Source organism: Streptomyces sp. KL116D (assembly GCF_030766975.1).
GTDB classification, from domain to species: Bacteria; Actinomycetota; Actinomycetes; order Streptomycetales; family Streptomycetaceae; genus Streptomyces; species Streptomyces longispororuber_A.
On sequence record NZ_JASERH010000008.1, the window covers coordinates 1 to 21,025 of the forward strand.

Genomic DNA, 21,025 nt, shown 5'->3' on the forward strand with positions numbered 1-21,025 from the left:
ATCAGTCGTTACCTATAGGTGCCGCACTTGTCGCCGCTCGCGGGCTCCGCAGAGTGCAGACTCATTACTAGGGGTCATTGCGAGATCTTACGCTGCGTGCGGCTAGCGACGACGCCGCGGTGGAGCGACCGGGTGAGCCAGCGAATACTCCAAGAGGCTGATTACGTCGTCCCCCTGTAGCCGACTGGCGACGGGCCAGCTCGCTTGATCAAAGATGCAGAAAGCTCGGCCTGCTTTTCCTCAAGGCTGTCGAAATCCACACGTGCTTGAATTATGACCGAAGGGAAACGCCCAAGAACTTCCGCACGGATACGTTCAGGAACATATCGCCCGATCTCGGCAGACGTGAGAGAGGTGCCGTGATCCATCCATTCATGCGCGATCTCGTGAAGAATTATGTGCTCCGTCTGATTGCGACTTGAGCGACGTCGATACAGAATGATGGTGACTTCTGGGGTTTTTACCGTGCAGGCCACATCGCTGTACCCGAGCCCCCGTAGGGATCATCAAGGGGGACCAACTGAATTTGGCGACCCAACGCGCCTTCCATATTGCGCACCAGCATCTCAACGCTGAAGGGGGTTGGTATAGGAGATCATGAGCTTCTTCGCATTCCCTCACGAGGGCGCGCCGTGAAGGGTCCCACGCCAACGCATAGTCGCTCCGTTCATGCTCACTACCTGCCCCATACCAAACGCGTACGAGGCGCCAGCAGCCTGGAGCTGCTGATGCGCACGGTGGTCGACCGGCACGTGCTGTCTAGCACCCCAGCCTGCCGGGCGGAAACTAGGCGATCAAGAGCAATGGGCATGTTGCGAAGGCTCACGAAGCGCGATTGATCACCAATACTATTCAAGATCACAAACGTCAGCGCCCCGATAAGCATCGTGAACCTTTTCGCTTCACGTCACTGCCCACTGAAACCGTAGGCCCGTCCCTGCTAACCCTTCGCCCTATTCGTACAGTTGAAGCCAGGGATTCTGAACGGCGCCGCCAGCATTCACGGTTGAGTCGACGCCACTGCTTCGGCGTGAGCCGCCCGGTTGCGCTGGATCAAGTAGGTGCCCGGCTCGCGCCAGATCCTCCGGGGTGTCTACCGCCACGCCGCTGTCCAGAACAGGGACCATCTGTACGGCGTGGCCGTGTTCTACGAAGCGCAGCATCTCCACTCCCTCGGCACGCTCCAAGGCCCCCTGCTGGGCTGGCGGAAGCGTTGGAGAGCCCGGCCAGTGAAGCCGTAGAGTGCCCAGCTGGCGCAGGTACTCTCGGGCGGTCGCCCTTTGGGTAGGGAATGGGCTGGCGCGAGAACATCAGAGCCTCACTGCGGGCCGTGACGACGACCTTGACGACGTTGTGGTCCAGGACTGCGCCGACGTCGACCAGCTCGGTGCAGGCGTTCACGGCAAAAGGTGCCCGGCAGTGTGTACTCCAGAGCCTCGGAGACGTCGTCGCCGATGGCGGTCGCCGGATGAACGGCTCGTCGCCCTGGACGTTGATGTACGCCTCGGCCGGCAGGCGCTCGGCGACTCCGCGACGTGCGGTCGGTGCCGGTGAGGTGCTCCCCGGTGCGGATGCAGTCGATGCCCAGTTGTTGGCATGCCGCTTCGATGCGTTCGTCATCCGTCGCGACGATGGCTCCGTCAAGGCGTCTGGCCTCCAGGCAACGCTGGTGAACGTGCCAGAGCAGCGGCTTGTCGCCGAGAAGGGCCAGAGGTTTGCCAGGGAAACGCGAAGCACCCCAGCGGCAGTGACGGCGATGATGCCGACCTCGGTTTGGCGCCGGTCGGTTGGGCTGTGGTGGCGGACACGGCCTCCTCCTGGTGGTCGCTAGGAGTGGGGGGCTTCAGGCGAGTTGGGCGAGCTTGGCGCGGACTGTGGGTGACACGGTGTTTGCGAACGGCCGCCACTGATACCCGTCGACTTCTCCTCCTGGAGCGTCACCGCGTGTTCAGCACCGAGGTAGAAGGCCCAACGGAAGTCCACGCGGTGGTGTTCGCCTGTTCTTCGTCGGGTTCGCGCCGATCGTGTGCACGTCGATGTCGAGGATGTGCTCGTACCCGGCGAGGGGAACGACGGCGCTGGGCGGAATGCCGGCCTCCTCGTGCAGTCCGCGCAGGGCTGCATCACGGAGGTGCTGGTCGGCCTGTTCGTTGTGCCCGCCAGAGCCAGAAGTTTCCCGGACACCTTGTGTTCGATGTGCAGCACGTGCCGATCACCGTTGATGAGGATCGCGCTGCAGGTCACGTGGGCGGGGAAGGTCTCGCGGCTGGTGGATCGTCCCGCGCCTGCGAGCACGGCGAACAGCATCGTCAGGGAGGGCGCGCTCGTCCGGGTGGCGGACGAGGTAAGCCTCGGTGACGGCGCGGGTGTGTTCAGTGGAGGGTCAACGAGGTCACCTTTCGAAGTGGCGGAGCCAGGTCCTGGCGATGGTGTCGCGATCGGCCGGCGCCTGGCATCTCGCGCAGTCCGGGTTGGAATCGCGCGTGGCTGAGCGCAGCGGTGGCGGCGAGTATCTCGGCCTGGAACGAGAGGTGGTGGGATAGCCGACGGCGGCGCCGTGCACGAAGTTGACCGGGCGCGCCGTCGGCGAGAACGTAGAAGTAGTGGCCGGTGACCTCGTATCGGGTCAACTGGGGTCCGACGGGGTGGCGTTCGTAGAGGTCGCCGAGGCCGCCGAGTTCCGAGCGTTCGTCCTCGAGGAGGTCACTGATCCGAGGTATGCGCCGTTGCGCAGTGGGCGGCGAAAATCCTCGTGCCGGAGGGCGAGATTGCCGGTGGCGCACAGGACGAGTTCCGCGTCGTGGACGGCCTCGGTGGTGGACGCGCTGGTGCGGAAGCCGAGGGCGTGGGCCTGCACCCGCTTGACCGCGTCGTTGTCGTACACGGTGACGCGCAGGTCCTGGGCGCGCAGGGTCTGGGCGATCGAGCGGCCGATCTTGCCGAAGCCGATGACGCAGGCGCTGCGGCTCGTGAGGATGTCCCCGCGGGCGCGCACGAGGGCGTCGGTGGAGAACACGATGGACCGGCCGACGAGGTGGTCCTCGCAGTCCTTGAGCGGTGAGCGGGCCACGGACACGACGGGGCACGGCAGCGAGCCGAGGGCCGCGTACCGCTGGTGTCCGTTCTCGGTGTCCTCGACGACGCCGAGGATTCGGCCGGAGAACTTGCTCACGAGGGTGTCGAGGCTGGCCGCGAAGTAAAGTTGCCGATGTCGACCAGGACGATGTCCGCTTCGCCGGCCGTGTCCTCCAGGCAGTGCAGGGCTCTGTCTGTCGCTGAGCTGCTCGGCTCAGGTCGTGGACCGGCAGGGTGCGCGCGGACGGTGTCGAGGGCCGGCTGCGGATCGACCGCTGGGGAGGACGGCGCCGACCGTGGACACCGCGGCCATGGCGCGCAAGAACGCGGGTCGTTCCGGGAGCAGGTGGGTGATGACCAGCGCTGTGACGCTGCCTTTCGCCCGGCGGGGGAACTGCGCGGTGATCCTCCGGAAGAAGGCGTCCAGCCGTGCCCGCTCCGGGGGTTTCCATGAGCACTCCTCTCATGATCCGACGGGGTCGCCTATGCGGCACGGCTGTGAGACCGGCACCGGGGCGGCCAGCGCCTGCATGTGGGCGCGCAGTCCGCTGCGGAGGTCGACCGCGCGGCTGCCATCCGAGGACGCCTCCGGCGCGGCCGGGGTCGGCACGCGCGAAGATCACGTCCCCGTTGCGCACGTGGTCCTGCGGAGCTGGATCTCGCGGCCGGTGAGGCTGCTGGCGATGTTGGATCGACGTCCAGCAGGGAGGCGCCCGAGCCGCCGCCGACGTTGCTGATGGCACCGCGCGCGTTCGGGACGTGTGCCGGCGGCGATCGTGGCAGCGACCACGTCGTCGATGCAGGTGAAGTCGCGGCGCTGCGCCGTCCCGTACAGGCGCAGGGGTTGTCCAGTCAGGGCGGCGTACAAGGCGCGGTGGGTGAACATGTCGGCGCGCTGGCGCCGCAGACGGTGAAGTACCGCAGGGCGACGACGCTGGGGACCGATGGGGCGCTCGGCGTAGGCGAGGCAGAGCTGCTCCCGGCCAGCTTGGTCACGGGCGTACGGGGAGGCGCTGGCGGTCGGTCTTCGCGGCTCGCGTCGCCGTCGGTCGGTCCGTAGACGCTGGACGAGGAGGCGACGACCAGCCGGGGACGCCGATCCGTGGGAGGCTTCGAGGACGCGGTGGGTGGCCAACACGTTGGACGCGAGGTAGTCGCCGAACTGCGGTCCCCAGGAGGGCCGTACCCCGGGATGCCGGCGCGAGGTGGAAGACGGTGTCGGCGTCGACTCAGGAGCGGTTCGATCGCGCAGTGGGAGGAGGTCGGCCGTGACGTGGTGGTATTCCTGACGCGCTCCCGCAGCGCGGCGAGGTTGGCGGCGGCACGCCGGGTCGGAAGACGGGTCTCGGCGGTCCACCCCGATCACGGTGGTGTCGGCCTGAACAAGCGTGTGGGCGAGGTGGGAGCCGATGACCCGGCGGAGCCGGTAACCACGGCCCGTCGGAGGGAAGCGCTGGTCGGGGGCTGCTCGTGCCGCGGGCTGCGGGATCTCCAGAGGGGTAAGCCAGCGTTGAGCGGTCTGGTCAGGCGAGCGCCGGGACAGGACGGTTCTGGCCGTGTGCGCTGAGGGCGGTAGCCGTTCTCCTGGTGGCCCTGGACCAGGCTGTGGCCGCCTCGATGGCGCCGAAAGCACTCCAAGAGGCGGCGTTCGGTGTCGTTGAGGGAGCGTCCGTAGCCGTCGAAGAAGGCGGTGCGCAGGTGTGCGGCCTCGCCAGCGTCGGAATTCGAGCCGGGCGAAGTCGCGGACCCGGGCGTCGCGTCGCATGTGCTCGAAGTCGAAGATGCCGGCGGCGTCGCCGAGCAGCCAGTTGCGCGGCTGGTAGTCGAGGTGGCAGATCGCGCCGTCCATCTGGCTGGTGCCCAGGATCACCGCGTGGTGCTTCAGCAGGTTCTCCTCGGCCGCGTCGAGCAGGTCGGCGTGGACGGCCCGGCCGGATCCACTCCGTGGAACCGCTCGGCGAGCGAAGCGCCGACGGCACCGCCCAGGGGCATGGCGTCGCCCGGTGCAGCTTGCCCAAAGCACGCGCCCGGCCCGTGGTGGGCCAGCTCCTCCTCGGGTGAGCCCGGAGCGAAGGTGTCCGCGCGGTGGCCTGCGAGCGCGGTGAGCAGCAGGGTGCGGTGGCATCGTCCCGGGCCGACCAACTCTGGGGCATGGCCGCTCAGATGGGTGACGCACGTCCGGTAGGCGTGGAGTTCTGCGGCGTACCGGTCTCGCCTTCGGCGTGCTGCTTCTGCGATGAACTGACGCCCGTCGTCGGGCCACCAGGCGTACGACGCGCGCGGGAGCGCGGGGGTCCGCCAGCAGTGATGTCGACTGCGCCTAGGGAAGGAGGTGCGCCAGTTGTGGCGGGGGTCGTGCGCGAGGTCGCGATCACGGGGGTCGGCTCCGGCGTGAGGAGACTGAGGTGCTCGGTGTCGTTGTGCCGGTCGAGCATCCAGCGGCTCCTGCCCCAGGCGGTTGCGGTGGTGCTGCCAGCGGGTGATGGAGGCGTGGTTGTGGGTGAATCCGGCGGGCGAGCTGATCGGGATGCCGAGCAGCGGGTGTGCGTGATCACCGTCTCCCGTGTGGGCCGCGAAGACGACGCGCGCTTGCCCCGGTTCTCTCCTCGATGAGCTGGCTCAGGTCTCCTGCTGGCGCGCCCCAGGAATCCGTTCCAGGTGTCGGAGCCGTTGGCCCAGGGTGTGTCGGGTGGGCGCGCGGCCCGCCGTCGGCGGCCGTCTTCACTGCGTCCCAGGGCCGGGCCATCGGCGTCGCCGTGGACCGGGCCGTCGAGTCGGTCGTCGTGCGCACGATCCGGAGGGTCTGGCGATGATCTCGCCGGTCTGGACGAGACGGATCCGCGGGCCGGTGTAGATGACGTCGAAGGGCTTCTTCAGGTGCTCGGTGGCCAGGCGGCGTGCGGCCCGCTCGGCCTGGGCATACCCGAGGCCAGGCTCAGGGCCGGGTGCAGGTGCGCGGGCCTCCGACAAGGCCGTCGGCGTTGCACTGGGCCTGGCCGTGCCGTGGACGAAGACGAGTTCGGTGGTGATCATGAGGCTCCTCGGTGGCTGAAACGGAGGGGCAGGCTGTAGCGGTAGCCGCTGCGACCGACGTACGGGGCGGTGAGCACGGCACGCAGTGGGCCAAAGCGAGCTGTCGAGCTGGTTTCGGTCCGTCGTTCCCAGCCGGGCGTCGTAGCCGTAGAGCTGCCGCGTTGTACGCGAGCAGAGCGTTGGTGACGGCTTGGTCCGAGCGCCCGTAGGTCAGGGTGGAGCGTCACGATGAGCTGGGCGAAAGGTCGTAGCCCACGTCGCCAGGGACACAGGTCAGTCGATGTCGACGGCGACGATGTCCCTGCTGGTGACGATGAAGTTCCGCCGCTGTCCTTGTAGAAGGCGCAGGGCCCTTGGGCCGTCGTTTTCCAGCAAGCCGAACATCGCGTGCAGCGCGGCTCTTAGTTCGGCAGGTAGCCCTGTTCGTGGCGTCGCCGCAGGGCGCGATTCCGGGGGCCGAGGTAGCTCGTCGAACCTGGTCCTGTCCCGAAGTGGTGCGCGGGTCTCCAGCGACGTGCGGACCGGCAGGTCGCTGGCCCAGGCGGCACCGTGGGCATGACCCAGCAGTGCCGCGACGCGCGGGAGGTCGTCCGGGCGTACCGAGCGGCCTTCGATCCGTTCGAACGTCAGGCTGTTCACTCGACGGTGAGTGAGCGCCGGCTGCCGCATTGGCTTGGCGTGCTCGGTGAGCCAATGGTAGTGGCGCACCGCGCCGCCGCACGCCCGGTTCCGCGTGGTAGGGCTTGGGTGAAGGGCGCGGTGGTCATGCCGACCGCCCATCGTTCGGCTGGGCGACGACGAAGGTGATCCGGGACCGCGGTCAGCGGCCGGTCGGGAAGGAACTCGCAGGGCCTCCGCCAGGGCACCGCCGTACAAGCCGGGCGCCAGGTCGTACTTGGGGTTGGTGGCCAGGTACTGCGCGCTGGAGTGGTCATGGCTCGTCGACAGGTGAAGACGTGCTCTCGTCCAGGACGGCGATCACGTCGAGCGAAGAGGCGGCGATGTCGGCCAGTTGTCGCTGTGGGCTGCGGTGTACAGGCTTTCGTGCTGGGCGGCGCGCGGATCGAGACCGGCGCGGGCGACCAGCTGGTCCATCTCCCGGTAGCTGTCGAGGCCCTTGGTGACGAGCACGGCCACACCACCGGGGGCGAGGACCCTGGCGATCTGTCCGACTACGTCCTGGGGCGCGGCGAGTGGTAGAGGCAGAACGCGGCGACGACGACATCGCTCGACCTGTCGGGCAGAGGGAGGTCGTGGAAGTCGCCTTCGACGAACTCCACCGTGCTGTTCGGGCAAAGCCCTTGACGCGCTCGCGCGCCTGTGCGAGCAGGGCGGGGCGGCGTCCAGGCCCACGACGTGCTCGGGCCGGAGCTGCTCGGCGAGGATGAGGTTGCTCGTGCCGCGACCGCATCCGATGTCGAGCACCATGCCGAGCCGGTCCGGTCGGGCGTGATGGGTCTGCACCAGGCTGACGATGGTCTCGGGCACGGGTGCGGCCGGCGGTCTTGGCGCGCATCAGGGCACTGGTCCGCCCGGCCAGCCGCGAGGCGTGTCCGTACAGCTCCGGCTGCCGGGCGGGGGTCCAGGAACGGGTTGGGCCTGTTCATGCCGCACCCCTGACCGGGGGCGCTGGCCGGTCAGGACTGCCGGCGGCGACCTTCCGCAGCCAGCGGCGCGTCTGGCGCCGGTTGGCCAGCAGCACCACATCGGCGCCGGAGCCGAACTCCTCGATCTTCGCCATCACGCGGGGCCGCATCTTGCGCCGGTACGTGGCGACGTACTGATCACGCCCCCAGTGGATGCGGTTGTGCACCCGTTGCCCTTGTGCCCGGCGCCGTGCCGGATCTGCCGGGAGAAGATCCCGTACAAAGCGCCGCCACGGTCGACACGTCCATCAGACCACGGTGTCGCAGGCTTCGAGCCGTACCTGCAGCGTCGAGTTGTAGTTGCCGTCGATCACCCACCGCGGCTGCGCGACCAGCTCGCGCTGGACGCGTCGGTGAACTTGTCCATGGGCAACGCGTTCCACTTCGTCGTCGTAGAACGCGGCGTCCAGGTGTGTCACCGGGGCATCGAGGATCCTGCCCAGTTCGCGGGCCACGTGGGATTTGCCGCTGCCTCCGCAGCCGACGATGGCGACCTTCTTCATGGTGCTCCAGCGTAGAGCGGTTCCGTGTCCGGCGGGCCCTCCGGGACGTGCCCGGAGGATCCGCGCGCCGTGGTCGATCGAGTGGTCTGCATCAGGCAGTTCCCCCGCTCGGTCGCGGTGGCCTGGAGGAGGCCGTGCAGGACGGACTCCAGGGTGTTGACCTCGTTGCACAGGCCGAACAGGCGCAGCCGGTCCACACATGCGGCGATCAGCGGCGTGCTGCTCGGTGCCGGCGATCTCGCGCAGGTAGGTGAGGTGTTCGAGCACGTCGTCGCCTGAGCGCACGACCAGCTCCTTCGGGACGAAACCGGTCGGCGAAGCGGATGTCCGCCGGGGCCAGGGGCAGGCATCCGGCGAGCACGGCCTCGAAGATGCGCTGGGTCATCTGCCCGACGGCGGCGTACCGCTCGGGAAGCATGAGCACCGTGGCCAGGAGCGGCCGTAGACGCCGGCGGCATCCCTCGGAACGCGGATCCGGCCCGCGAAGCGGACGTGCGGCCAGCGGCCGGTCTTCGTCCACTTGCCGGCGACCAGGTGCTCAGACGCGGGTGGCTGCCGGGCGAAGAAGCGGTCGAAGGGCTCGTCCCGGTCGTACTGGTTGCCCACGTAGCCGCGCGAGATCCCGAGGCCGCGCCGCCGGAGGGTGAGGGGATCGGTCTGGGCGAGGAGGTCCTCGGCGACGGGGAAGAGCAACGAGTGCGCGCCGGGGGTCGGGGTGAGCGCGGCCTGCAGACGCGGGTGTGGGTCGTGTGGCGCCACACGCCTCGGCGCGCAGGGTGCGGTCCTTGTCCCAGATGACGGTGGGCGTCCGGTGCCGGGCCGTGTAGTGGTTGATGAGCTGGGCCTGCCGATGGAGGTCGCAGGTGTCTCGCTACCGCACACGGTGGTGTTGATCGGGAATCGCCCAGCGCCACTCCAGGAGCAGGGCGTCGATGCCGGGCAGGCCGTCGTCGAAGGTGTACGCGCCACCGAGGTTGTCACCGGCTTCGAGGCGGTCGCGGTCGGGCTGGAGGAAGACGATCTCGTGACCGCGGGCAAGGAGGGCTTCGATGAAGGGACGGCGGTGGCTGCGTACCTCCGTCGGGGTGTCGGTGACGCCGTTGCCGAGGAAGCCCCAGAAGCTGTGATCCGATCTTCATTTGGTGATCCACCGCCCTTCGAGGAGCAGGGCGTCGAGGCCGGAGTTGGCCAGGCAGTCCAGGGCCATCTCGGGTGTCCCGCAAATTGGCTTGCCCTTGACGTTGAGGGAGGTGTTGATCAGCACGGGATGCCGGTCCGGCGGCCGAAGGCGGACAGCACCGCGTGCATGAACGGGTTCTGCGACCGGGCGACGGTCTGCAGGCGGGAGGTGTCGTTGGCGTGCATGATGGCCGGCACCCGCTCACGCGTCAGGTCAGTCACCCCGGAGGCCATGGACATGTACGGGGCCGGCTGGCCGAGGGTGAAGAACTCGGCGGCGCGCTCGGCGGGAACCATGGGGGCGAAGGGCCGGAACGGCTCGCGGAACTTCACGGTGGCGTTGAGCCGCTCGACGACGCCGGGCTCCAGCGGGGAGGCGAGGATCGAGCGGGCTGCCCAGGGCGCGCGGCCCGGCTTCGACCCCCACTCCCTGGAAGAGTCCGGCGATCACGCCGTGGGCGAGCTGGTCGGCGAGAAACTCGGCGGTCTCGACGCCGAGGGTCTTCTGGTGGAGACCGGACCAAGGAGTCAGGTCGAGCGGCTGGTCCTCGTAAGAGGGGGCCGAGGTAACAGTGGCAGGCGATGCCCGCGACCGGGCGAGGGCTGCGCCCATCGACGTGCACGGCGAGGGCGGCCCCGATCGCGGTTCCAGCGTCCCCGGTGCCGGCGGGACGAACACCTCGTCGAAGATGCCAGCCTCGATGATCTTTCCAATGCTGACGCAGTTCGTGGCGACGCCGCCGCCCACGCACAGGCGCCGGGAGCCGGTGAGCGCACGGGCACGGCGGGCAAGGTGAACCATCACCTGCTCGGTCCGCTCCTGGAGGGCAGCCGCCAGGGTCTCGGTGGACGTCGGTGAGCGGCTCGCTCGGGTGCCGCTTCGGGGCAGGTCTCGGCGACGAACCGCCGGGACGTCCTCGGATATCCCGAGGTGAGGGTGCGCGCCGGGAAGTAGCAGGGGTGGATGCGGAAGCCCGTGGCCGTCGTCCGGACCGCCGTAGTGAACAGGTGTCGGAAGCGGGCGGGGTCGCCGAGAGCGGCCAGCGCCATGACGGTGCCTTCCTGTCGCCACGCCTCCAGCCCAGGTGCTCGGTGACGGCGCCGTACACGTACCCGAGGGAGGCCGGGTCGTTGATCGCTTCCAAGGGCTGGAGGCGGGGCGCTGGATGCCGTGGCCGTGGGCGATGGTGGTGGTCTGCCGCTCGCCGAGGCTGTCGACCACGAGCACGGCGGCTTTGTCTCCAGCCGGAGGCCGCGAAGGCCGTGAGCTGGTGGGCTCGGTGGTGCAGGACCGGTGTGACGCGGGCCGAGGGGAACTGGCTGCCAGGACGCGCAGCCGCCGCCGGGTCCTGCAGGGCGACCTGGCGAACCCGTGGGCGCGGGCCAGGCTGCGGTCGCGTGTCATCGGCGAGAGCGCCATGCGCAGGGCGGCGGGCGAATCGGCGAGGTAGCGGGCGGGCTGGAAGTTGTAGGCGACGGCGTCCACGTCCGTGGCGCTCAGCTTGGCCAGGTCGAGGAGCCATCGCACGGCGCGGGCCGGGTAGAGCTTGGTGTGCTTCTGCCCGGAGAGGCATTCCTCCTCGACGAAGCCGACGAGTTCACCGTCCACGAGAAGGGCGGCCGACGAGTCGTGGGTGTACGAGCACAGGCCGAGGATCACGGAGGGGGTGCGCTTCATGGCGGCGGTCACCTTGCTCCCGGCCGTCGCGGCGCGATTGATCGACCGCCGCTCCAGCTCTCCGTACCAGGCGGTGAGGGCCTGGCCGAGGGGCCCGTCGATCATGTCGGCCGCCCGCCACGCCTGCTCGCGCTTGCCGTCCTTCCACAGCCGGTAGCTGCACAGGGTCTCGGCCATCGCGTCCCAGCCGGGGTGACTGGTCACGTCACGGGCCTCGACCTGGTCGAGCAGGCCGTCGAAGCTGTTCCAGGGGTGTTCGCAAGTCGGGCATGATCTCGCTCGCCGGGAGCGAGGTGAGCGGTCGGCCTGCTCGATGTGCTCGTCGTAGATGTGCAGCGAGCCGATGTGCAAGCGGAACTCGCCGAGTTCCGCGTCGAGCCATCCGGCGATCAGCTCGTGCAGCACGGTGTAGAAGAACACGTCGTACGGCATGCCGATCCATACGTCCTGGCCGCGCATCGTGGTCGCCATGTGCAGGCGGCCGGCGCGCAGGTGGAACCGGAATCCCGAGGGTGCAGGGGCACGTCCTTGTGCCCTGCGGCGTCCTGGGCCGGGTCGTAGAGCTGGATCAGGGCTCGCCGGGAGTCGGGGGTCGGCCTGGAGGGTTTCGACGACGCGGGAGAGCTGGTCGACCTTGCCGGCCCAGTTCCGCATCCTGGGACCGTACGCCCCCAGGAGGACGCCTTCATCGGCGAACTGCCGCAGTCGGTTGTTGTAGTCGAAGATCCACGGTGCGTCGGAACCGGAGAGGTGCCAGACCGATCTCGGCGACGGCGAAGGCCGGATTCACGATGCGGGTAGGCGGGGCGTAGAGCAGGCGGGCGCGCGGCTGGGTGAGCAGCAGGTGCACGTCGCGGACTTCGTGGGTGGCCATGCCCCGGGGCTGGATCTTCCCGCCGGACTTGGCCAGCGTGACGGCGCCGGAGAACAGCTCGGCGATGCTGTCGGCCGAGAGGGGATGTCATCGGGCGGATGTCCTTCGTCCTTGGGCGACGCAGCGGCGCCCGCGTGGTGGTGGTGGAGTCGTTGGCCCTCGGGCCGGAGGTGGCGCGGTCGGTGATGAGCCGGGCGATCCGAGCGGCGCTCGTCTCCGCGCCACCGGCAGACGGCGTCCAGGGCCGCCCGTGGATCGGCGCGGGGCCCCCGCTCACGCCGGAGAGCGCTTCGGCGATGTCCCCGGTGGCCTCGCACCGGGTCGCGAGTCCGTGACCGGCCAGGCCCAGGGTGCGTTCGCCCGGCGGGCCGATTTCGAGGACCGGGATGCCGAGCAGCGCGGCTTCGATTCCGCACGTCGAGTACGCGCTCGCTACTGCGCGTCAGCACCAGCAAAGGGAGCCCCGCGCTCCGACCCGGGGTCGGCCACCGCGACGGGCGGCCCGCCGTCCCGCTTCACCAGAGCGGTCAAGGCGTCGGTGTTCTGTGCCGGGTGTGGAGCGATGACGAGCCCCCAGTCGCCGCCCGCCTCGGCAAGCCCGTCCAGGAGGAGGTCCGCGTGGGACTTGAGGTGACCGGGGTTGAAGGGCTGGCATGCCCACACCGCGATCCGGGTCGGCCCACGTCGGCCCCCGAAAGCGAGCAGCTCTCCAGGTACCGCCGCTGTGCCTGGCGGCTCAGACCGGCGAGGACGTCGAAGCGGGGCTGCCCGAGTACGTGCACCTCGGCCTCGGGATGGCGCGCCCACCCCGGCCCAGGGCGAGGTCCTCGCTCGCCGCATGACGATGATGTCGCGGCTGTGCAGGGCCGGCCAGGCGACCGATTCCGCCGTCCACGCCCCCGTGCTGGACGTGCACCGAGTTCGCTCCGTGCCGCTCGGCGGCGTGCGCGGCCAGCACCCCCAGGGGGCTGGTGTCGCTGCTCAGCAGGACGGTGTGCGGTCTGGTGGTCGACAGGATGTCGTCGAGCCAGCTCTCCGCCCGCACCACCGTCCGCCACGACGGCTGGGTGCAGCCCCCGCTGGTCTCCAAGAGCACGGACAAGAGCCTTACGAGCCGGGCAAGTTGGACGCCGTGGGCCTCCCACCTGAACGACGTGCTCGTCGTCGGGACGATGGAGGCTCTCGGCGGTGCCGGAGACGGTGAAGAGTTCGCTCGGGGGCCGAGCGCAGTTCGATACCCGTTGCCGGTCCCGCGCTGCACCGCTCGGCGGCATCAATGGCGAGATCGAGCAGGAGGCTCCTCTGCCCGCCGCGCGCCAGTTCGGCGAGAACCGGGGTCAGCGTGGCGGCGTGGCGGGAGGTCCACGACAGCGCCAGGACGTCCTGCCGTCCGGCGGCCGAGGGAGCGGACTCGGCTCCGTGTTCGCCGTACTCGTCAGGGTGCGGTTCCGGAGCTGGGCTGAGCGGGTCGGGTTGTGCGGTGCCGCAGCACCGAGCACGTACGCGACGCCGGACCACGTCACGGTGTAGGCCAGGTACTCACGCGAGCGCTCGAACGCAGTCCCACGAGTTCTTCGTAGGGGGCCAGGGTCAGGGGCCCTGGGGCGGAGGCGAACGGTGCCCAGGAGTTCAGGGGCCAGGAGCTTGCGCACGATCTCGGCGACGAAGCGTCGCATCGGGGACGTGCTGGACGTGGAGCCAGTCGGCTCCACCTGGGGTGAGTGGCCAACTTGGCGCCGTAGCGGTCGACGGCCTCCATGACGTCTTCGACGCCGGAGCGCAGTAACTGCTTGTCGACGGTCGTCGCTTCCAAGTCCGTGGTGTGGATGTGGTCGGTCCGCGCGTGCGCCAGGACGCCGGTTTCCGACAAGAGTCCAGGTCGGCTTCCCGGCGTTGGAGGAGCGGACTAGGCTCGAGGCCACCAGTCGTGCGGGGGCTCACACCGTGTTCCCCTCGACGAGCTGCTTGGCGGGAAGGAGGCTCAACAGTTCCATGGGGGACGCGACCGTCTCGGGGCGGGAGCCGTCGGCTGCCCGTAGCCCCATCCAGCGTGTACATACGGGACGCCAGCGCGGGCGGCCGACTCCTGGTCGACCGCCATGTCACCCACGTAGACGGCGGGAGGCGGGGTCGACCCCCAGGTCGACCAGTGCCAGGAGGAGTGGGTCCGGGGCCGGCTTCGTCCGGCCCTCTCCGGCGGGCGTGCGAATGGTCGCGAAGGGACACCCGAGGCGCGCGAGGAGCGGGGCCGCCCGGTCGACGGGCTTTGGACGTCACGACGCCCAGCCGCCAGTCGGCGGCCACGAAGGCGTGGAGCGTCTCGACGATGCCGGCGAACTCCTCCGCGAGGTGCGCGCGGTGGCCACGGACTCCGCCTCGCACGTCCTGCGGACCGCCTCGGCATCGGTCACGCCCAGTCGCTGCATGATGTCCCCTGAACTCGCGACCCAGGTGGCGCTCGTAGTCGCGAAGGGGGAGCACGACGCCGTGGATTCTCCCTGGACCCTCTGCCACGCCTTCCGCATCACGGCACGCGTGTCGAGCAGCACTCCGTCGAGGTCGAGGAGAAGAGCGCGCGACTCTGGGGTCGCTCGGCGTGAGCCGTAGCGGGTGGTGATCCGCAAGTGGAAACGGTCATGACTCATCCTCTCGTCAGGGTGTCGTCGCGCTCAGAGGGCCGAGGCCGGAGCAAGTTCCAACTCGGGGTACTGGGCCGGACCGCCGGCCTCCTCGAACGCCGCGTCGAGCAAGGCCACGTGCGTGCGGTCCCATCGCCCCCGGGACTGCTGGGCACGCCCGTGGCGGGTCAGAGCCCACGCCTTGAGGGCTGTCGGGTCCCTCCATGAAGTTCCGCGCGTTCTGCCGCCGGACGGCGGTGTAAACACCCTGAGATTGAGGCCGGTGCGCCAGGAACTCAAGCCACCACTGGCACATCAGGAGCGGACCCGATTCGTCGTCCTTGACGTGATCGGGATGATTGCGCACCCAGATCGGGGCCAAATCCGTTTGCGTGGTGGCGACTTCGAGCATGCGGCCGTGGGCCTGGTACACCGCCAGCTCCAGGGAATGGCGGTGCTGCAGGTGACGCTGGGCGATGTGCACCGCGGACGCGAGGGCGATGGTGGTGGCCAGAGCGAGAACGGGACGGTTCATCTGAGACCTTGCTCGGGGATGGATGGGAAGGTGTAGGTAACCGGTGACGGCATCCGGGGACAGCGGTGGTCGCCGTCGTGCTCCCTTGAGGAGTCAGGCCGCGTCCGGCGGGCCGTCAGCCGACGGCAAGGTCGATCCCTCCGGCACGTGGCCGGCAGGCGCGAGAGCCGGTGAAAGCGCGAGAGGTTGAAGTCACGCCCTGAACCTCACCGAGGGCACGGCGAAGAGGTCGATGCCCTCTTCGCTGGGTGCCGACGGAGCGGCGTCCCTGATGGCGAGGAGCGCTTCGCCCTGCTCGCGGTGCGGCAGGAGGCGCGGGCGCACGATCGATGTGTCCCTCGAAAGTCATGGTCAGCCCTCGGTCAGGGTGTATTTGAAGGTGAAGACGAGCACGCCGCTCACGGTGACGATCAGGGCGATCTGGGCGCGATTCTGCCGCCAGCCCCAGCCCTTCCTGTCCATCCAGCGCAGTGGACGCCTTCAAGTCGGCGCGACGGGCTCCTCGGAGATCACGAGGTGGAGAAACGCCCGATCAGTCCCTCGCCCAGGTGTTTGATCACGGCGTGGTACTCGTCGTCATCGGAGCTGATGTTGTGCCGGTCGAGGACGAGCACGCCGTCGGCCAAGCCTCGCCTCGGAGCTGCCGCTCGGCTTCCCGCCAACCAGGTCGATCCCAAGGCGGCGTGTAGACGCCCTGGCTTGCACTGGATGCCGGGAAGCACGTCGTGGTCACCGGGACCGCCACATCGTGGAGCCGGGCGGCGATCGCATAACCGAGCTGGTCGGCCTCAGCCTCGCAGCGTCCCCCCAATCCTCATCATGGTCGGGCCCCCGGACTCGGTACCGCTGTACGCCAGCACGCGCAGCGGCTGATCGGCCTGCGCGTCGACGGCTTGACGGTAGAAGTGCTGACGAAGGCCTCGGAGTTGGCCAGCTCGGGACTGGCGCTTCAGCTGGGCAGAGGTGCGAGGCCAGCTGGGGTGGTCACGGCCAGCGGTCGGCGTCCCACCCCCCGTGTGCTTCTCTCGCCCCCGATCAAAGGCGACGAGGCTCATCACGTCGGCTCCGTAGCTTGACTACGTTGTGCGGCGACATGGTGCCTCCGCGAGAGTGGGGATGACCGCGTATGTCGTCCGGCCGCCGTCCGCGACGCCCCACCGAAGCGACAGGCAGGCGACGAGGTGCAGCCCTCGACCACCGAGGCCGGCAGCACTTGCACGTCGTCGCCCCGCCGGTGTGGTGCTGTCGTCGGTGACTCGGATCCGAAGCTCGTGATCGTCGTGTCGCAGTCGCAGTCGGACGTCCCCGGAACCGTGGATGATCGCGTTGGACACCAACTCCGAAACGACAGAGCCGGGCGTCCTCTGCCGGCCGCGTCCGGCAACGACCAGTGCTTCAGCACGGTGGCCGTGGTTCGCCGTGCTTGAGCGACGTGCACATCTACCGGCTCCATGGCCATCTGAAAACGTGAGAGGCCAGCGGACACCCGAGCGGTCACGGCGCCGACGACGTAGGGCGCCACCGTCGTCGCCCCCGAGGCCGGGCGGCGTTGCTGTCCGGTGCGTGGTCATGGTGCACATCGCACCGTGGCTGCGCGATCCGGAACAGGGGGAAACCGGAGGGGGGAAATCTTTGGTCAAGGGGGAAAAATTAGGGGGAGTTGAGGGAGTATTGGCTTTCTCCCACGGATTGGAGTCAGACTCATGGCAGTGGATCCCTTTGCCGAGCTGCTCCGTCACCTGCGGCGTAACGCGAATCGGACACAGGGACGAGCAGGCTGGGTGCGATCAACGCCGCTTCCGGCCGGGCAACGGTGACCCGCCGAGAGGTGAACCGGTACGAGAACGGGTGCGAACGTTCCGACGGACCACACCCTGGGGAACATCGCTTTGGGCTCTGTGGCGTCCCTGCTGGAGCCGCTGCTGCAGCGAAGCGAAAGCCGCCCGCGCCAGGCGGCGAGAGAAGAACAAGGCCGAGGCGGAGGATCTGACGACATGAAACGCCGAACGCCGCTGGGAGGCGCAGTCGTCGGTGCGGCTGCGGCTGCCGAGCCGTGGGCGGGCCGGCTGGCCTACGCACTCAGCAAGGGTTCCAAGATCGACCCTGAGTCCGCGGGGGGTGCTTATTGATCATGCGGCCCGGTTGCACGTGGACGAGCTGAACGAGAGCGCGCTCAGCCTGCAGTCCCGCGTCGAGGCGCACTTGGACGCGATCACCGCAGCCCTTCCCCGCGCCGGAGCCCACGAGCGAGCCCCTGACCATCGCGGCCGGGGCAGACTGCCGCTCCTGCTGGGTGGCTCGCCTGGGACCTCGGCGAGCACGACAAGGCCACTTCCCTATTACGGAGTGACCTCTGGAGTGCGCGAAGAAGGCTGGTCATCCCCCTCTACGCGCTTCTGGCGCTGGGCTACGCGAGCTACGGTGCCCCTAGCCCCACGAAGGCGCTGGAGATGCTCTCGCAGGCAGCTCAGGACGTACGCGGACGCGGTAATGCAACCGCCGCAGCGTGGGCCCTGGGCCGGTATGCGGAGGAGGCCGCTCAGTCAGGCGATGACGCTGCCGCCCTTCGCGCGCTGGACCAGGCCAGGTTCGCCTACGACTTCGCCGACCATGCGAGCGAGCAGGCGTGGGTCCGCTTCGTAACGCCGTACCGAATGGATTCCTTAACCCTCTCGGTCTACGGCGAACTCAGCTGTCAGGAGCTGACGGCCACGGCCGACTCCGCAGTCGAACGCCTCGGCGGTGAACTACCCGAGTCCGGTGTGGTCGTCCTGGGGGACCTGGCGTCCGCACTTCTGCGCGGCGGCGACGTAGACCGCGGGGCTCACGTCGCGCACCAGTTCGCAGTAGCGGCAGAGTCGAAGCCCAACACCATGGGCCGTCAGCGGGCGCAGGCCATCGCTGCCCGGCTCCCCCGACACCGAGCATGATCTGGCCAGCCATATGCTGACATTCGCGACGCTGTGAAGCGTCCAAGCGCACAGGCTCGGTAAGAGCAGGGCGCTGCGGTGGTGCCCCTCTACTGCGGGACGCGTCTCGTCGACGACCCAGGACAAGTACGCCTCCGACCCTCCGGTCACAGGCAGCGTGACCCACTGGGGACGTCGTACGAGTGCCTCTCGTGCAGCCATGCCTCAAGCGCGGGGAGGCGATCCGCCGACGTCATGTAGGGAGATCCGCCACTCCTGAGCCGCCTCGACCTTCCCCTGCCACCAGTAGAAGGCGGTGATGGGCGCATCGATGTGAACGCCCGCCGCCAGTTTGCTCTCAACAGCGCCTCGGGCGAGACTCTTCGCCTGCTCCTCGTCGTCACTCGTCGTCTGCGCGATCACGATCTCGGGGTCCATGCGGCTACCTCTCCACCTCGGGTACCACGACCCTACCCATGTGTTCGACGCAGGCCAGCGAGAGGGGCGGAGACGGCCCGTAGTGTTCGAGCCGCCATGATTTGGAACGCCGGGCGCGCATCTGTTCCAGGCCTGCCGGGTTCAGCGCCCCGAGCCGACGGTCACTGGGGTGGCTTCATGGATGAGCGATGGCCCCGTTTGGGAGCTTGGGTTCTAGATCTCGTTGCAACACCCTGCCCCCTGAGGGAGGTTGCGATGACCCAGCCGCGCCGGAACCGTCGGAAGCGTGGACCCTGCCCTGCTGGCGGAGAAGCGTGATCAATTCCTTCGCCTCATGGCGCAGGGAATGAGTATCTCGGCCGCGTGCCGCGAGGTAGGTATCCATCGCAAGACGAGGGCAGCGGTGGCGGTACGGACGGAAGATCGTCAATCGGGCGGGAAGCGAGCACTTCTATCCGCCGATCACCGAGGAGCGGGCCGCCGACGCTGTCTCACCGCGGTACTTGTCCGAGGACGAGCGGATCACCATCGCGGACTTGCTGCGTGAGAAGAAGTCTCTGCGGGGGATCGCGCGCGAGCTCGGCCGCGACCCGGCCACGATCAGCCGTGGTACGCCGCAACCGCTGTCCGCGCACCGGCAAGTACCACCCGTTCCAGGCCCAGCGGCGGACCTCCGTGCGCTGGGGCACGCTCGAAGGAAGGCAAGATACGGCGCGATCCGGAGCTGAAGCAGTTCATCCAGCAGCACCTGGACCGGCGTTGGGGTCCGGAGCAGATCAGCCGGGTGCTGCGCTCGGCATTCCCCGACGAGCCGGATCGGCACCTGGCGCACGAGACCATCTACCAGGCGATTTGCCTGCCGCACCGTGCCGGCCTGGAGCGCAAGCCCGGCGTGCTCCGCACCGGCCGGTACGGTCGACGCCGTCGACGCCGCGTTGATGAGCGTGCCACCCGCTTCATCGACCCCGGCACCCTGATCAGCCAGCGCCCCGACGAGGTCGACGATTGGTCGGTGGCCGGGCATTGGGGAGGCGACCTCATCGTCGGCCGGGGCAACCGCTCCGCCATCGGGACCCTGGTTGACCGCGCCACCCGCTACGTTAAACTCCTGCACCTGCCCGACGGCAAAGGCGCCGAGCACGTCCGCGACGCTCTGGTGCACGCCTTTGCCTCGTCCCCCCACTGAACTCGCCAGGTCGCTGACCTGGGATCAAGGCAGCGAGATGGGTCGGCATGACGAATTCACCCGTTCCACCGGTATCCCGATCTACCTCTGCGAGCCGGCCAGTCCCCTGGCAGCGCGGCTCGAACGAGAACACCAACGGACTGCTGCGGCAGTACTTTCCCAAGGGCACCGATCTGTCGATCCACAGCGCCGAGGACCTCGCCTCCGTCGCGGCCGAACTCAACGACCGCCCCCGCAAGGTGCTTGGCTGGCATACGCCCGCGGAGCTCTTTCCATAAGCTCGTCGCAACACTGGAATGATCACGTGTTGCGACGCTCGATCAGAAATCTGCCATTTCGGTGCGGGCGACGATGGCATCCGCGTGCTCTACATCGAGGAGTCTGTGGAGCTGCTCCAGACGAGCCAGCAACCACCGCCACGCCAAGACCGATCGCTTATGCGTGGCCGCTACACGGCAATCACGCAGATGACGGATCCCCTGCTTGACCTGCGGAAACGCTAACTACCCGGCCTTGGGTCAAGGCCTCAACTCGGTAGTGTCCTGAGTCGTTAATTCGTGTGCAGTATGCGGCGAGGGTGTCGAGGATGTCGTCGGCAGCCTTCGTCCAGACGAACGGCTTCGGGTTCTTGTTCCACTCGTTGATCCAGCCGCGGATGTCCCGTTCGAGTTCAACAACGCTGTGGTGGGCCGAGCGGCGGAGTTTGCGGCAGGTCAGCTCGGCGAACCAGCGCTCGACGAGGTTGAGCCAGGACGCGGAGGTGGGCGTGAAGTGCAGGTGGAAGCGGGGGGTGGCGAAGCAGCCACTTCTTGACCGACTCGGTCTTGTGGGTGGCGTAGTTGTCCAGGGCCAGGTGGAGTTCGAGGTCTTTGGGGACGGCGGCGTCGATGACCTTCAGGAAGCGGAGGAACTCCTGGTGGCGGTGGCGGCGGTAGTGCTGGGCTATGACCGAGCCGGAGGCGATGTCCAGGGCGGCGAACAGGCTGGTCGTGCCGTGCCGGACGTAATCGTGGGTCATCCTCGCCGGCGTGGTCGGTGCCATCGGCAGCACGGGCTGGGTCCGGTCCAATGCCTGGATCTGCGACTTCTCGTCCACCGCCAGGACCAGGGCGTTCTCCGGCGGGGGACAGGTAAATGCCCACCACGTCACGGACCTTGGTCACGAACTGCGGGTCGGTCGACAGCTTCCACGTCTCCACGATGTGCGGCTTGAGTCCGAACGCCCGCCAGATCCGCGAGACCGCCGACTGCGACATGCCCGCCGCCCCCGGCCATCGAACGCGTCGACCAGTGCGAATCGCCCGTCGGCGGCTCCTGGCCAGAGGTCTTGGCGACCAGTGCCTCGACCTGC

General features: G+C 68.7%; 14 protein-coding genes and 7 pseudogenes. 3 read left to right on the top strand and 18 right to left on the bottom strand.

The annotated features are described in order from the left end of the window. Positions 1 to 1,053: 1,053 nt before the first annotated feature. From RBJ77_RS02195 to RBJ77_RS02250, 12 genes and pseudogenes are all read right to left on the bottom strand, one after another. Positions 1,054 to 1,620 carry a cytidylyltransferase domain-containing protein gene (locus RBJ77_RS02195; protein ID WP_372343416.1) on the bottom strand — a complete coding sequence of 189 codons (567 nt, stop codon included), beginning with the start codon at positions 1,618 to 1,620 and terminating at the stop codon, positions 1,054 to 1,056. Continuing rightward, a pseudogene (locus RBJ77_RS02200) lies at positions 1,595 to 1,711 on the bottom strand (cytidylyltransferase domain-containing protein); the annotation flags it as partial. The pseudogene RBJ77_RS02200 and the gene RBJ77_RS02195, both read right to left, overlap by 26 nt. Before the next feature lie 915 nt (positions 1,712 to 2,626). Further along, on the bottom strand, positions 2,627 to 3,172 hold the full coding sequence (locus tag RBJ77_RS02205) for an NAD(P)-dependent oxidoreductase (protein ID WP_372343417.1): 546 nt from the start codon (positions 3,170 to 3,172) through the stop codon (positions 2,627 to 2,629). A gap of 522 nt (positions 3,173 to 3,694) precedes the next feature. Then, the gene (locus RBJ77_RS02210; protein WP_372343418.1) at positions 3,695 to 5,200 is read right to left on the bottom strand and encodes an NAD-dependent epimerase/dehydratase family protein; all 1,506 of its coding nucleotides are present in this window, start codon (positions 5,198 to 5,200) and stop codon (positions 3,695 to 3,697) included. A gap of 1,181 nt (positions 5,201 to 6,381) precedes the next feature. Further along, on the bottom strand, positions 6,382 to 6,747 hold the full coding sequence (locus RBJ77_RS02215; protein ID WP_372343419.1) for a hypothetical protein: 366 nt from the start codon (positions 6,745 to 6,747) through the stop codon (positions 6,382 to 6,384). Positions 6,748 to 7,086: 339 nt separating this feature from the next. After that, on the bottom strand, positions 7,087 to 7,596 hold the full coding sequence (locus RBJ77_RS02220) for a class I SAM-dependent methyltransferase (RefSeq protein ID WP_372343420.1): 510 nt from the start codon (positions 7,594 to 7,596) through the stop codon (positions 7,087 to 7,089). 115 nt (positions 7,597 to 7,711) lie between these two features. Beyond that, a pseudogene (locus RBJ77_RS02225) lies at positions 7,712 to 8,257 on the bottom strand (topology modulation protein). Continuing rightward, positions 8,254 to 8,454 (bottom strand): hypothetical protein, encoded by a 201-nt coding sequence (locus RBJ77_RS02230; protein WP_372343421.1) that lies wholly within the window; start codon positions 8,452 to 8,454, stop codon positions 8,254 to 8,256. Before RBJ77_RS02230 ends, RBJ77_RS02225 begins: the two are co-directional and overlap by 4 nt. Before the next feature lie 184 nt (positions 8,455 to 8,638). After that, positions 8,639 to 9,016, bottom strand: a complete 378-nt coding sequence (locus RBJ77_RS02235) for a hypothetical protein (protein WP_372343422.1) — start codon at positions 9,014 to 9,016, stop codon at positions 8,639 to 8,641. Positions 9,017 to 9,392: 376 nt separating this feature from the next. Beyond that, a pseudogene (locus RBJ77_RS02240) lies at positions 9,393 to 9,820 on the bottom strand (carbamoyltransferase C-terminal domain-containing protein). A 283-nt stretch (positions 9,821 to 10,103) separates the two neighbouring features. Beyond that, positions 10,104 to 11,768: pseudogene (locus RBJ77_RS02245) on the bottom strand (thymidylate synthase); the annotation flags it as partial. A gap of 31 nt (positions 11,769 to 11,799) precedes the next feature. Continuing rightward, a complete protein-coding gene (locus tag RBJ77_RS02250) occupies positions 11,800 to 11,988 on the bottom strand; it encodes a hypothetical protein (RefSeq protein WP_372343423.1) in 189 nt (62 codons plus the stop codon). 98 nt (positions 11,989 to 12,086) lie between these two features. Between RBJ77_RS02250 and RBJ77_RS02255 the strand changes: the two genes are divergently transcribed. Further along, entirely contained in the window at positions 12,087 to 12,323 is a 237-nt protein-coding gene (locus RBJ77_RS02255) for a hypothetical protein (protein ID WP_372343424.1), read from the top strand. 97 nt (positions 12,324 to 12,420) lie between these two features. On the opposite strand, the gene RBJ77_RS02260 is transcribed toward RBJ77_RS02255, so the two are convergent. Both RBJ77_RS02260 and RBJ77_RS02265 read right to left on the bottom strand, forming a co-directional pair. Then, on the bottom strand, positions 12,421 to 12,651 hold the full coding sequence (locus RBJ77_RS02260; RefSeq protein ID WP_372343425.1) for a hypothetical protein: 231 nt from the start codon (positions 12,649 to 12,651) through the stop codon (positions 12,421 to 12,423). A gap of 73 nt (positions 12,652 to 12,724) precedes the next feature. Continuing rightward, positions 12,725 to 13,084, bottom strand: a complete 360-nt coding sequence (locus tag RBJ77_RS02265) for a hypothetical protein (RefSeq protein WP_372343426.1) — start codon at positions 13,082 to 13,084, stop codon at positions 12,725 to 12,727. Positions 13,085 to 14,889: 1,805 nt separating this feature from the next. Here RBJ77_RS02265 and RBJ77_RS02270 point away from each other — a divergent pair. Further along, positions 14,890 to 15,177, top strand: a complete 288-nt coding sequence (locus RBJ77_RS02270) for a hypothetical protein (RefSeq protein ID WP_372343427.1) — start codon at positions 14,890 to 14,892, stop codon at positions 15,175 to 15,177. 156 nt (positions 15,178 to 15,333) lie between these two features. Here the strand turns inward: RBJ77_RS02270 and RBJ77_RS02275 are convergent, their stop codons facing one another. From RBJ77_RS02275 to cutA, 3 genes and pseudogenes are all read right to left on the bottom strand, one after another. Then, the gene (locus RBJ77_RS02275) at positions 15,334 to 15,465 is read right to left on the bottom strand and encodes a hypothetical protein (RefSeq protein WP_372343428.1); all 132 of its coding nucleotides are present in this window, start codon (positions 15,463 to 15,465) and stop codon (positions 15,334 to 15,336) included. Between the two features lie 752 nt (positions 15,466 to 16,217). Beyond that, positions 16,218 to 16,721 (bottom strand): ATP-binding protein, encoded by a 504-nt coding sequence (locus tag RBJ77_RS02280; RefSeq protein ID WP_372343429.1) that lies wholly within the window; start codon positions 16,719 to 16,721, stop codon positions 16,218 to 16,220. Between the two features lie 1,446 nt (positions 16,722 to 18,167). Next, a pseudogene (gene cutA / locus RBJ77_RS02285) lies at positions 18,168 to 18,488 on the bottom strand (divalent-cation tolerance protein CutA); the annotation flags it as partial. A 346-nt stretch (positions 18,489 to 18,834) separates the two neighbouring features. On the opposite strand from cutA, the pseudogene RBJ77_RS02290 reads away from it, so the two are divergent. Further along, positions 18,835 to 19,952, top strand: a pseudogene (locus tag RBJ77_RS02290) (IS30 family transposase). 283 nt (positions 19,953 to 20,235) lie between these two features. On the opposite strand, the pseudogene RBJ77_RS02295 reads toward RBJ77_RS02290, so the two are convergent. Beyond that, positions 20,236 to 21,025 (bottom strand): annotated as a pseudogene (locus RBJ77_RS02295) (IS630 family transposase); the annotation flags it as partial.

Coding starts and splice junctions, on each gene's coding strand:
- RBJ77_RS02195 (WP_372343416.1), bottom strand. CDS start 1,620: ATGACGAACGCATCGAAGCGGCATGCCAACAACTGGGCATCGACTGCA.
- RBJ77_RS02210 (WP_372343418.1), bottom strand. CDS start 5,200: ATGCCACCGCACCCTGCTGCTCACCGCGCTCGCAGGCCACCGCGCGGA.
- RBJ77_RS02250 (WP_372343423.1), bottom strand. CDS start 11,988: ATGGCCACCCACGAAGTCCGCGACGTGCACCTGCTGCTCACCCAGCCG.
- RBJ77_RS02255 (WP_372343424.1), top strand. CDS start 12,087: ATGTCCTTCGTCCTTGGGCGACGCAGCGGCGCCCGCGTGGTGGTGGTG.
- RBJ77_RS02280 (WP_372343429.1), bottom strand. CDS start 16,721: ATGTGCACCATGACCACGCACCGGACAGCAACGCCGCCCGGCCTCGGG.